At 64.1% G+C, this 12,934-nt stretch carries 5 protein-coding genes and 3 rRNA genes; 6 read left to right on the top strand and 2 right to left on the bottom strand.

Annotation, left to right across the window (positions count from 1 at the left end; all coding sequences use genetic code 11):
• Nucleotides 1–50: 50 nt before the first annotated feature.
• A complete protein-coding gene (locus SLINC_RS18005; RefSeq protein ID WP_067433792.1) occupies nucleotides 51–2,141 on the bottom strand; it encodes a fructose-specific PTS transporter subunit EIIC in 2,091 nt (696 codons plus the stop codon).
• Nucleotides 2,142–2,634: 493 nt separating this feature from the next.
• Here SLINC_RS18005 and ahcY point away from each other — a divergent pair, with 493 nt between their 5' ends.
• Both ahcY and SLINC_RS17995 read left to right on the top strand, forming a co-directional pair.
• The gene (gene ahcY / locus SLINC_RS18000) at nucleotides 2,635–4,092 is read left to right on the top strand and encodes an adenosylhomocysteinase (protein WP_067433789.1); all 1,458 of its coding nucleotides are present in this window, start codon (nucleotides 2,635–2,637) and stop codon (nucleotides 4,090–4,092) included.
• 212 nt (nucleotides 4,093–4,304) lie between these two features.
• Nucleotides 4,305–4,919: a hypothetical protein gene (locus SLINC_RS17995; RefSeq protein ID WP_067433787.1), complete on the top strand. Its 615-nt coding sequence runs from the start codon at nucleotides 4,305–4,307 to the stop codon at nucleotides 4,917–4,919.
• Between the two features lie 41 nt (nucleotides 4,920–4,960).
• On the opposite strand, the gene SLINC_RS17990 is transcribed toward SLINC_RS17995, so the two are convergent.
• Nucleotides 4,961–5,992, bottom strand: a complete 1,032-nt coding sequence (locus SLINC_RS17990; RefSeq protein ID WP_067433784.1) for an RDD family protein — start codon at nucleotides 5,990–5,992, stop codon at nucleotides 4,961–4,963.
• 130 nt (nucleotides 5,993–6,122) lie between these two features.
• On the opposite strand from SLINC_RS17990, the gene SLINC_RS17985 reads away from it, so the two are divergent.
• The 4 genes from SLINC_RS17985 (at nucleotide 6,123) to rrf (ending at nucleotide 12,869) form a co-directional block, all read left to right on the top strand.
• Nucleotides 6,123–7,130 carry a stage II sporulation protein M gene (locus SLINC_RS17985; RefSeq protein ID WP_067433781.1) on the top strand — a complete coding sequence of 336 codons (1,008 nt, stop codon included), beginning with the start codon at nucleotides 6,123–6,125 and terminating at the stop codon, nucleotides 7,128–7,130.
• Between the two features lie 568 nt (nucleotides 7,131–7,698).
• A 16S ribosomal RNA gene (locus tag SLINC_RS17975) occupies nucleotides 7,699–9,226 on the top strand.
• Nucleotides 9,227–9,541: 315 nt separating this feature from the next.
• Nucleotides 9,542–12,665 (top strand): 23S ribosomal RNA (locus tag SLINC_RS17970).
• 87 nt (nucleotides 12,666–12,752) lie between these two features.
• Nucleotides 12,753–12,869: ribosomal RNA gene (gene rrf / locus SLINC_RS17965) — 5S ribosomal RNA — on the top strand.
• Together the 16S, 23S and 5S rRNA genes form the textbook arrangement of a ribosomal RNA operon.
• The last annotated feature ends 65 nt before the right edge of the window (nucleotides 12,870–12,934 follow it).

The raw sequence follows: 12,934 nt of genomic DNA, 5'->3' as shown, positions 1-12,934 counted from the left end.
CGGCCCGCGCCCCAGCTCACAGGCACGGACCGACGCCTACCGGCCGCCGCTCACCGGATCTCGCGCAGCACACCGAGGACGGCCCCCGCGTCCGGCGCGGCGGTGAGCCGCTCCCGGAAGCCGGGATCCATCAACTTCCGCGACAACAACGCCAGAATCCGCAGATGCTCGTCGCCGGCGGCCGCCTCCGGTACGGCGATCATGAACACCAGCCGGGCCTTCGTACCGTCCAGGGATCCCCACTCGACGCCCTCGGCGGACCGCGCGAAACCGACCACCGGCGCGGTCACCGCGTCCGTCTTCGCATGCGGGATCGCGATCTCCTCGCCGAGCCCGGTCGTGCCCTGCGCCTCACGCCGCAGCGCCGTCGCCACCAGCTCCTCCACATCCGTGACCTCGCCGGCCCGCGCGAGCAACTCCGCCATCTCCCGGATGGCCCCCTCCTTGTCCCGCGCGTCCAGCCGGACCTTCACGGTCTCCTCGGTGAGGTAGCCGGACAGGACGCCCTCCCCGCTCCCTCCGGCTTCGACCGGTTCGACCCCCGCCCCGGGAGAACTCACCACCACAGCCTGCCGCGCCACGGCGGTGTCGGCGCCCGGCGCACCCCTCCCGCCGACCCCGACCGGCGCGGGCTCGGGCTCGGGCTTGGACTCGGGCCCACCAGCGCCCACACCGGCGACCGGCGCTCCGCCCCCGCGCCTGCGCCGCTCACCGATATCCACCAGCGCCACGGTGGTCAGCGCGGTGGCCACCGAGCCGACCACCACGGCCACGAAGAACATCGGTACGCCGCTCACCGCACCCAGCACCGCCACGATCGGCCCGCCGTGCGGCACCGCGTCCTCGACCCCGGCCACCCCGGCGATCGCACCGGCCACCGCACCGCCGAGCATGTTCGCCGGGATGACCTGCGCGGGCCGCGCCGCCGCGAACGGGATCGCGCCCTCCGAGATCCCGAAGCAGCCCATGAACAGCGCTGCGAGCCCGGTCTCCCGCTCCTGCTCGGTGTAGAGCCGCCTGCGTATCAGCGTCGCCAGACCCTGCCCCAACGGCATGACCGGGATCGCGGCCGCGCACATGCCCATCACCGTCTGGTTGCCGGTCGCGATCAGCCCCGTGCCGAACAGGAACGCCGTCTTGTTGACCGGCCCGCCCATGTCGAACGCGATCATGAGCCCCAGAATCGCGCCGAGCAGGATCGCACTCGTCCCCGTCATCCCGCTGAGCCAGCTGGTCAGATGCTCGAACACCCAGGAGATCGGCTTCCCGATGACGTAGATGAAGAACAGCCCGAGTGCCGTGGTCGCCACGATCGGGATCACGATGATCGGCATGATCGGCTGGACGAACCTCGGGACCTTGACCTTCTTGATCCACAGCACCAGATACCCGGCCAGGAACCCGGTCACGATCGCCCCGATGAACCCGGCGCCCGCCTTCGAGTCGTACAGCGACCCGGTGTTGGCGATCCACCCGCCGATCATGCCGGGCACGAGGGCGGGGCGGTCCCCGACGGCATAGGCGATGTAACCCGACAGGATCGGCACCATCAGCGTGAAGCCGATGACACCGATGTTGTTCACGTCCATCCAGAAGGAGTCCTTCGGGATGACCAGACCGCCGGAGGGATCGGTGTGACCGCCCAGCGAGAGCGAGATCGCGATCAGCAACCCTCCGACCACCACGAACGGGATCATGTAACTGACCCCGTTCATCAGCGCCTTGTACCCGACGCTGCGCTCCTTGCCGCCCTCGACCGGAGGTCTGTCGGAGCCCGCCGCGTGCACGGGCGCCGACCGCACCCGCTCGATCAGCCGCTCGGGATGACGGATCCCCTCGGCGACGCCGACCGTGAGCACGCGCTTGCCCACGAAACGAGTCAGATCCACATCCTTGTCCGCGGCGACGATGATGCCGTCAGCCGTGCTGACATCGTTGTCGGTGAGTACGTTTTCAGCCCCGATGGAGCCCTGCGTCTCCACCTTCATCTCGATACCGCGGCTCTCGGCGGCCTGCGCGAGCTTCTCCGCCGCCATGTACGTGTGCGCGATACCCGTCGGGCACGCCGTCACCGCGAGCAGCTTCAGCCGCCTGGGCTCGCCATCGCCGCCCGTGGGGGGAGGGCCGGCCGGATTGGTCACGTCGATCTCCTAACGCCTTTGTCACGCGGAACGCCGTCCCGGACGTCCCGCAAGATCGATCAGATGTTCCGATCGCCTCGCATCCTGCCGCACCTACCCGCAGCCCCACAGACCCAAAAGCCCCTGCTCGTGCTGGTCTGATCGCTCCTGCTCCGTCCCTCTTTCGCCCTCCACCGATGACTTGTTCTCGCCCCCGAAACCCTCCACCCCGCCCCCCGGTTCGACTCCGCACCACAAACCGTGATGGCGTGATGAGTTCGAAGGGGGACTGGGGACGTCCGGGCCCACCGGTGTAGCTTGGGTGGGAGCCAGACGTCGCTGCTGATGGCGGTCGGGCGGTCCCACCGCGGACCGACCGAGGGAGAGAGGGCCTCCGACGGACTGCGCTGCGCGCACGTGGGCATGCCTGTGTCCTCCTTCGGGCACCCCTGTGTCCGCCGCCGCGCAGACCAGCCGTACCCACCTCGCCCCAACCCCGAGGAGCAGCTCGCACATGACGACTGTCGAGAACCGACACGACTTCAAGGTCGCCGACCTCTCCCTGGCCGAGTTCGGCCGCAAGGAGATCACCCTCGCCGAGCACGAGATGCCCGGCCTGATGGCGATCCGCAAGGAATACGCCGAGGCGCAGCCCCTGGCCGGCGCGCGTGTCACCGGTTCCCTGCACATGACCGTGCAGACCGCGGTCCTCATCGAGACCCTGGCCGCCCTGGGCGCCGAGGTCCGCTGGGCATCCTGCAACATCTTCTCCACGCAGGACCACGCGGCCGCCGCCATCGCGGTCGGCCCGAACGGCACGCCCGACAACCCCCAGGGCATCCCGGTCTTCGCCTGGAAGGGCGAGACCCTGGAGGAGTACTGGTGGTGCACGGAGCAGGCGCTGACCTGGCCGAACACCCCCACCGGCGGCCCGAACATGATCCTGGACGACGGCGGCGACGCCACGATGCTCGTCCACAAGGGCGTCGAGTACGAGAAGGACGGCAAGGTCCCGGACGTCGAGACCGCCGAGTCCGACGAGCACCGCGTGGTCCTTGAGCTGCTGACCCGCACGGTGGCCGAGAGCCCGCAGAAGTGGACTCAGGTCGCCTCCGAGATCCGCGGCGTGACCGAGGAGACCACGACCGGTGTCCACCGCCTGTACGAGATGCAGCGCGACGGCACCCTCCTGTTCCCGGCGATCAACGTCAACGACGCCGTCACCAAGTCGAAGTTCGACAACAAGTACGGCTGCCGCCACTCCCTGATCGACGGCATCAACCGCGCCACCGACGTCCTCATCGGCGGCAAGACCGCGGTCGTCTTCGGCTACGGCGACGTCGGCAAGGGCTGCGCGGAGTCCCTGCGCGGACAGGGCGCCCGCGTCATCGTCACCGAGATCGACCCGATCTGCGCCCTCCAGGCGGCGATGGACGGCTACCAGGTCACGACGCTGGACGAGGTCGTCGACAAGGCCGACATCTTCATCACCACGACCGGCAACAAGGACATCATCATGGCCTCGGACATGGCCAAGATGAAGCACCAGGCGATCATCGGCAACATCGGCCACTTCGACAACGAGATCGACATGGCCGGCCTCGCCAAGATCCCCGGCGTCGTCAAGGACGAGGTCAAGCCGCAGGTTCACACCTGGAAGTTCCCCGACGGCAAGGTGCTCATCGTCCTGTCCGAGGGCCGCCTGCTGAACCTGGGCAACGCCACCGGTCACCCGTCGTTCGTGATGTCCAACTCCTTCGCGGACCAGACCCTGGCCCAGATCGAGCTGTTCACCAAGCCCGACGAGTACCCGACCGGCGTCTACGTGCTGCCCAAGCACCTCGACGAGAAGGTCGCCCGCCTCCACCTGGACGCACTCGGCGTGAAGCTCACCCAGCTCCGCCCCGAGCAGGCCGCGTACATCGGCGTGGAGGTCGACGGCCCGTTCAAGCCGGACCACTACCGCTACTGAGCCCGCACCATCGGGACCGAGTCCGCGTCACCGAGCGGCTCACCCGCTGAGTACGGACCGCGGTCCGGGGTGAGCGCGTCGGTGCGCTGACGCGCTCACCACCAGCAGGACCTTCGAGGCAGGCCCCCGCACCCCCGTGTCGGGGGCCTGCCCCATTGGCCGGACCAGCTCACCGCGGCGCCCGACCAAGCCCTTCACGACCCAGGACCCCCATGCCCCGCGGCCGTTATTCGCTCCACGATCCGCACGATCACACCCCCCTCGCAGAAGAACACTTCCAGTGCGCCCCCGGCCCGTCCGGCTGGCGCTACGTCTCCCAGCTGACCGCGCCCTCGGGCGAGCACAGCGGTTCCGTCGACCTCACCCTCGACGAACTCGGCCGCCCGCTCCGCCTCGAACTGCACGCCGCGAGCTGGCAGGTGCGCGGTGCCGCGCTCGACGGCGTCACCTGGGTCCGCACAGACCCCAGTGGGACGCACGCCACCGAAGGCAACGTCGCCGCCCACGCCTTCACCGGCACATCCCCCGCGTTTCTCATCGCCACCACCCGTCTCCTGCGCCTCACTCCTTCCGGTCCGGCCACCCGCGTACGCCTCGTCGTCTTCACGGACCCCGTCCTCGCCCCGCGCACCGTGGACCAGTCCTGGGCCCTGCTGAAAAGAGAAGCACACGCCACTGACAACGGCCCTCTGACCGTGGAGGAATACCAGGTCACAGCCCTGGACACCGGCGAACAGCACACCGTTCACATCGCCGGGGACGTCGTGCTCGCGGCACCCGGCATCGAGCTGGAAAACCTCGACTCGCCGCCGTCCGTGTTCACCTGAGCGGAACCAGCACGCTCAGGCCAATCTCCAGCACCCCGAATCTAGGCGGGCGGCACGAACCCGGTCCCCGGACGCTCGGCGGACGGCGTGCTCCGGGGCACCGCGGGCTGCGCCTCAGGCACCGGGGCACCGAACCGACCATCCACCGGAGCCTCGGCCGAACCGCCCACCGGCGACACGGCCGGACTCACACCGGCGACGTCCTGCCCGGTAGCCTGAGGAACTCCCGCAGACCCGCCCGACGGCGGTTCGTACCCGCCCGGCGCTCCGTTCGAGGGCCCGCCGTAGCCCCTCGGCGCCCCCGCGGCCGTAGCCCCGCCCGCGCCGCCGCCGAAGGCTCGCCGAGCCTCCCTGGCCTGCCGCTCCTGCATCACCGCCGCCAGATACGCGGCCGGCGGAACGCCCTGCGGCGCCGGGGCGCCCGTACGAGCCGCGAGGTCGCCGGCCAGACGCTCCGCCATGGTCCAGCCGACCCGCGGATCCAACTGGTGCATCCGCGTCAGGTACTGGCGGATCGCCAGCCACAGACCATCGGGGACCGCCGATAGATCAAGCCCCGAGAAACGCCCGGCCAGCCACGGCGGCGGGGGAGGCACGACCCCGGCCCGCGCCGTGGGAATCCGTTCCCGTACGACCAGAGTCCCGGCGAAGACATCACCGAGCCGCCGCCCACGTGCCGAAACGAGCGAGGCGATGGTCGCGACGACGCCGAACGTCATCAGGATCTCGACCGTCCCGATCGCACCCCGCACCAGCGCATGCCGGAACCTGATCGGCCCGCCGTCGTCCCGCACCACGCGCAACCCGCACGCCAGCTTTCCCAGCGAACGCCCATGACTCAGCGTCTCGACCGCTATCGGCCCGCCGACCAGCACCAGCAGAAAAGCGGCGATCGACAACGCGATCTGCGCCGCATCGTCCAGAGAAGAGGTGGAAGCCACCAGAACGATCGTGACGACGACATAGGCGGTGATGGTCACGGCCAGATCGATCAGGACGGCCAACGCCCTGCTGGGCAGCCTCGCAGGGCGCAACTCGAGCGCCACCGCCTCGCCCGTCACCAGCTCACTCACGCCCGCCGCCCTTCCCCTGCACTGCCCTGTGAACAGTCAGTCTGCCAAGCTGAGGGCGCATCGCGCCGCAGTACGACAAGCTGACACCCGCGACGAACCGCCGACGACCAGCCGAGGAGCAGCCCAACCGATGGACCTCGACGTCTTCGTCACCGCTCACCGTGCCGAGTGGGACCGCCTCGACGCCCTGCTCCGGCGCCAGCGCCGCCTCACCGGCACCGAGGTCGACGAACTCGTCGCGCTCTACCAACGCACCGCCACCCACCTCTCGCTGATCCAGTCCAGCGCCCCCGACCCACAGCTGACCGGTCGGCTCAGCCAACTGGTGGCACGCGCGCGTAGTGCCGTGACAGGCACCCGCCGCGCCTCCTGGCGCGATGTCACACGCTTCCTGACCCACGGCTTTCCGGCCGCCGTCTACAGGTCCCGCCACTGGTGGGTACCCACCGCGCTCCTGTCCACGGTCGTCGCAGCACTTCTGGGCTGGTGGATCGGCGCCCATCCCGACGTACAGGCCACCATCGCGGCCCCCGACGAACTACGGGAGCTCACCCGCCCCGGCGGACAGTACGAGACCTACTACTCGTCCCACCCGGCGGCCTCCTTCGCCGCACAGGTCTGGACGAACAACGCCCAGGCCGCCGCCATGTGCCTGGTCCTGGGCATCTTCCTGGGTCTTCCGGTGCTCTGGATCCTCTTCCAGAACATGCTCAACCTCGGCGTCGGCTTCGGCCTGATGTCCTCGGCCGGCCGCCTCGACACCTTCCTCGGCCTCATCCTTCCGCACGGCCTGCTCGAACTGACCGCGGTCTTCGTCGCCGCAGGCACCGGCCTACGGCTGGGCTGGACCGTCATCGACCCGGGCCCGCGCAGCCGACGCTCCGCCCTGGCAGAGGAAGGCCGAGCAGCCGTGGGCATGGCGATAGGCCTCGCGCTCGTCCTCTTCATCTCGGGCGCCATCGAAGGCTTCGTCACTCCCTCCGGCCTGCCCACCTGGGCCCGCATAGGCATCGGCATCCTCGCCGAGCTGGCGTTCCTCGCCTACGTCTACGTCCTGGGCGGCCGCGCTGTCCGAGCTGGGGACACCGGCGACGTCGAAGAGGCCGAACGCAGCGCTGCCGTACCGACGGCCGCCTGACCGCCGATGTGCGGACGGCACATCTGAGCTGTTACTCTCTTCCTCGCCCCACAAGCGCCGTTGACACGGAGCAAGTGGGGAGGTAGATTCGAACAGTTGCCTGGAGCTTGGTACGATCCGGCTCGGCGACAGTGAGTGTCTGTCAGCTTCGAGAAACTTTGATTTCGAAGAAGCCCCCCTTCCTGATGAACTCGGAAATGGATGGCCGGTCAGTCCGGTCCAAAACTTCTGATAATGTTGGGAACGCCGGAAAGGGAAACGCGAGAGCGGGAACCTGGAAAGCACCGAGGAAATCGGATCGGAAAACGGTCTGATAGAGTCGGAAACGCAAGACCGAAGGGAAGCCCGGAGGAAAGCCCGAGAGGGTGAGTACAAAGGAAGCGTCCGTTCCTTGAGAACTCAACAGCGTGCCAAAAATCAACGCCAGATATGTTGATACCCCGTCTCCGGCCATACGGCCGAAGATGAGGTTCCTTTGAAGAAAACACAGCGAGGACGCTGTGAACCATCGGCTTATTCCGCCGGTGGTTCCGCTCTCGTGATGTGTGCACCCGATTACGGGTAAACATTCACGGAGAGTTTGATCCTGGCTCAGGACGAACGCTGGCGGCGTGCTTAACACATGCAAGTCGAACGATGAACCACTTCGGTGGGGATTAGTGGCGAACGGGTGAGTAACACGTGGGCAATCTGCCCTTCACTCTGGGACAAGCCCTGGAAACGGGGTCTAATACCGGATACCACCATCACGGGCATCTGTGGTGGTTGAAAGCTCCGGCGGTGAAGGATGAGCCCGCGGCCTATCAGCTTGTTGGTGAGGTAATGGCTCACCAAGGCGACGACGGGTAGCCGGCCTGAGAGGGCGACCGGCCACACTGGGACTGAGACACGGCCCAGACTCCTACGGGAGGCAGCAGTGGGGAATATTGCACAATGGGCGAAAGCCTGATGCAGCGACGCCGCGTGAGGGATGACGGCCTTCGGGTTGTAAACCTCTTTCAGCAGGGAAGAAGCGAAAGTGACGGTACCTGCAGAAGAAGCGCCGGCTAACTACGTGCCAGCAGCCGCGGTAATACGTAGGGCGCAAGCGTTGTCCGGAATTATTGGGCGTAAAGAGCTCGTAGGCGGCTTGTCACGTCGGGTGTGAAAGCCCGGGGCTTAACCCCGGGTCTGCATTCGATACGGGCTAGCTAGAGTGTGGTAGGGGAGATCGGAATTCCTGGTGTAGCGGTGAAATGCGCAGATATCAGGAGGAACACCGGTGGCGAAGGCGGATCTCTGGGCCATTACTGACGCTGAGGAGCGAAAGCGTGGGGAGCGAACAGGATTAGATACCCTGGTAGTCCACGCCGTAAACGGTGGGAACTAGGTGTTGGCGACATTCCACGTCGTCGGTGCCGCAGCTAACGCATTAAGTTCCCCGCCTGGGGAGTACGGCCGCAAGGCTAAAACTCAAAGGAATTGACGGGGGCCCGCACAAGCAGCGGAGCATGTGGCTTAATTCGACGCAACGCGAAGAACCTTACCAAGGCTTGACATACACCGGAAACGGCCAGAGATGGTCGCCCCCTTGTGGTCGGTGTACAGGTGGTGCATGGCTGTCGTCAGCTCGTGTCGTGAGATGTTGGGTTAAGTCCCGCAACGAGCGCAACCCTTGTCCTGTGTTGCCAGCAACTCCTTCGGGAGGTTGGGGACTCACAGGAGACCGCCGGGGTCAACTCGGAGGAAGGTGGGGACGACGTCAAGTCATCATGCCCCTTATGTCTTGGGCTGCACACGTGCTACAATGGCCGGTACAATGAGCTGCGATACCGTGAGGTGGAGCGAATCTCAAAAAGCCGGTCTCAGTTCGGATTGGGGTCTGCAACTCGACCCCATGAAGTCGGAGTTGCTAGTAATCGCAGATCAGCATTGCTGCGGTGAATACGTTCCCGGGCCTTGTACACACCGCCCGTCACGTCACGAAAGTCGGTAACACCCGAAGCCGGTGGCCCAACCCCCTTGTGGGGAGGGAGCTGTCGAAGGTGGGACTGGCGATTGGGACGAAGTCGTAACAAGGTAGCCGTACCGGAAGGTGCGGCTGGATCACCTCCTTTCTAAGGAGCACTTCTTACCAGATCCTTCGGGATCAGGTCAGAGGCCACTACGCAGGCAAACGTTCTGCGGTGGTTGCTCAAGGGTGGAACGTTGATTATTCGGCACACTTGATCGTCTTCTCCTTCCAGTACTGCTCTTCGGAGCGTGGAACGTTGAGGGAAGCGGAAAGTGTGTCGGGCACGCTGTTGGGTGTCTGAGGGCACGGCCGTAAGGTCCTGTCTTCGGGTGCCGGCCCCAGTGAACTCGCCCAGGAGGGCGGGGTGATGGGTGGCTGGTCGTTGTTTGAGAACTGCACAGTGGACGCGAGCATCTGTGGCCAAGTTTTTAAGGGCGCACGGTGGATGCCTTGGCACCAGGAACCGATGAAGGACGTGGGAGGCCACGATAGTCCCCGGGGAGTCGTCAACCAGGCTTTGATCCGGGGGTTTCCGAATGGGGAAACCCGGCAGTCGTCATGGGCTGTCACCCATACCTGAACACATAGGGTATGTGGAGGGAACGCGGGGAAGTGAAACATCTCAGTACCCGCAGGAAGAGAAAACAACCGTGATTCCGGGAGTAGTGGCGAGCGAAACCGGATGAGGCCAAACCGTATACGTGTGAGACCCGGCAGGGGTTGCGTATGCGGGGTTGTGGGATCTCTCTTCTGTCGTCTGCCGGCGACAGGACGAGTCAGAAACCGTTGATGTAGGCGAAGGACATGCGAAAGGTCCGGCGTAGAGGGTAAGACCCCCGTAGTTGAAACATCAGCGGCTCGTTTGAGAGACACCCAAGTAGCACGGGGCCCGAGAAATCCCGTGTGAATCTGGCGGGACCACCCGCTAAGCCTAAATATTCCCTGGTGACCGATAGCGGATAGTACCGTGAGGGAATGGTGAAAAGTACCGCGGGAGCGGAGTGAAATAGTACCTGAAACCGTGTGCCTACAAGCCGTGGGAGCGTCGCTGTATGTGCTTGCACATGCAGTCGTGACTGCGTGCCTTTTGAAGAATGAGCCTGCGAGTTTGCGGTGTGTTGCGAGGTTAACCCGAGTGGGGAAGCCGTAGCGAAAGCGAGTCCGAATAGGGCGGTATAGTAGCGCGCTCAAGACCCGAAGCGGAGTGATCTAGCCATGGGCAGGTTGAAGCGGAGGTAAGACTTCGTGGAGGACCGAACCCACCAGGGTTGAAAACCTGGGGGATGACCTGTGGTTAGGGGTGAAAGGCCAATCAAACTCCGTGATAGCTGGTTCTCCCCGAAATGCATTTAGGTGCAGCGTCGTGTGTTTCTTGCCGGAGGTAGAGCACTGGATAGGCGATGGGCCCTACCGGGTTACTGACCTTAGCCAAACTCCGAATGCCGGTAAGTGAGAGCGCGGCAGTGAGACTGTGGGGGATAAGCTCCATGGTCGAGAGGGAAACAGCCCAGAGCATCGACTAAGGCCCCTAAGCGTACGCTAAGTGGGAAAGGATGTGGAGTCGCACAGACAACCAGGAGGTTGGCTTAGAAGCAGCCACCCTTGAAAGAGTGCGTAATAGCTCACTGGTCTAGTGATTCCGCGCCGACAATGTAGCGGGGCTCAAGCGTACCGCCGAAGTCGTGTCATTGCGATATATACCCCCAACGGGGATCGTGATGGGTAGGGGAGCGTCGTCTGCCGGGTGAAGCAGCCGCGGAAGCGAGTTGTGGACGGTTGACGAGTGAGAATGCAGGCATGAGTAGCGATACACACGTGAGAAACGTGTGCGCCGATTGACTAAGGGTTCCTGGGTCAAGCTGATCTGCCCAGGGTAAGTCGGGACCTAAGGCGAGGCCGACAGGCGTAGTCGATGGATAACCGGTTGATATTCCGGTACCCGCTGTGAAGCGTCTAACATCGAACCCATTTATGCTAAGGCCGTGAAGCCGTTCCGGACCCTTCGGGGAATGGAAAGTGGTGGAGCCGCCGAACCACGGTGGTAGTAGGTGAGTGATGGGGTGACGCAGGAAGGTAGTCCATCCCGGGCGGTGGTTGTCCCGGGGTAAGGGTGTAGCCCGAGAGATAGGTAAATCCGTCTCTCATGAGGGTGAGACCTGATGCCGAGCCGATTGTGGTGAAGTGGATGATCCTATGCTGTCGAGAAAAGCCTCTAGCGAGTTTCATGGCGGCCCGTACCCTAAACCGACTCAGGTGGTCAGGTAGAGAATACCGAGGCGTTCGGGTGAACTATGGTTAAGGAACTCGGCAAAATGCCCCCGTAACTTCGGGAGAAGGGGGGCCATCACCGGTGATTGAATTTACTTCATGAGCTGGGGGTGGCCGCAGAGACCAGCGAGAAGCGACTGTTTACTAAAAACACAGGTCCGTGCGAAGCCGTAAGGCGATGTATACGGACTGACGCCTGCCCGGTGCTGGAACGTTAAGGGGACCGGTTAGTCACTCTTCGGGGTGGCGAAGCTGAGAACTTAAGCGCCAGTAAACGGCGGTGGTAACTATAACCATCCTAAGGTAGCGAAATTCCTTGTCGGGTAAGTTCCGACCTGCACGAATGGCGTAACGACTTCTCGACTGTCTCAACCATAGGCCCGGTGAAATTGCACTACGAGTAAAGATGCTCGTTTCGCGCAGCAGGACGGAAAGACCCCGGGACCTTTACTACAGTTTGATATTGGTGTTCGGTTCGGCTTGTGTAGGATAGCTGGGAGACTGTGAACTCTGGACGCCAGTTCAGGGGGAGTCGTCGTTGAAATACCAGTCTGGTCGTGCTGGATGTCTAACCTGGGTCCGTGATCCGGATCAGGGACAGTGTCTGATGGGTAGTTTAACTGGGGCGGTTGCCTCCTAAAGAGTAACGGAGGCGCCCAAAGGTTCCCTCAGCCTGGTTGGCAATCAGGTGTTGAGTGTAAGTGCACAAGGGAGCTTGACTGTGAGACCGACGGGTCGAGCAGGGACGAAAGTCGGGACTAGTGATCCGGCGGTGGCTTGTGGAAGCGCCGTCGCTCAACGGATAAAAGGTACCCCGGGGATAACAGGCTGATCTTCCCCAAGAGTCCATATCGACGGGATGGTTTGGCACCTCGATGTCGGCTCGTCGCATCCTGGGGCTGGAGTCGGTCCCAAGGGTTGGGCTGTTCGCCCATTAAAGCGGTACGCGAGCTGGGTTTAGAACGTCGTGAGACAGTTCGGTCCCTATCCGCTGCGCGCGCAGGAATATTGAGAAGGGCTGTCCCTAGTACGAGAGGACCGGGACGGACGAACCTCTGGTGTGCCAGTTGTCCTGCCAAGGGCATGGCTGGTTGGCTACGTTCGGGAGGGATAACCGCTGAAAGCATCTAAGCGGGAAGCCTGCTTCGAGATGAGTATTCCCACCCCCTTTGAGGGGTTAAGGCTCCCAGTAGACGACTGGGTTGATAGGCCGGATGTGGAAGCCCAGTAATGGGTGGAGCTGACCGGTACTAATAGGCCGAGGGCTTGTCCTCAGTTGCTCGCGTCCACTGTGTTGGTTCTGAAACCACGAACGGCCCCGTGTTGGCTACATACGGTGCGGCTGTACAGTTTCATAGTGTTTCGGTGGTTTTAGCGTGAGGGAAACGCCCGGTTACATTCCGAACCCGGAAGCTAAGCCTTACAGCGCCGATGGTACTGCAGGGGGGACCCTGTGGGAGAGTAGGACGCCGCCGAACAATTTTTGAGAAAAGCCCCGTGCCATTGGCACGGGGCTTTTTCTATTTCCGGCACCCCCGCTCGG

The organism is Streptomyces lincolnensis (genome assembly GCF_001685355.1).
Lineage (GTDB): Bacteria > Actinomycetota > Actinomycetes > Streptomycetales > Streptomycetaceae > Streptomyces > Streptomyces lincolnensis.
Note: the sequence above shows the minus strand (reverse complement) of the source record. Positions and strands in the feature narration are given on the sequence as shown.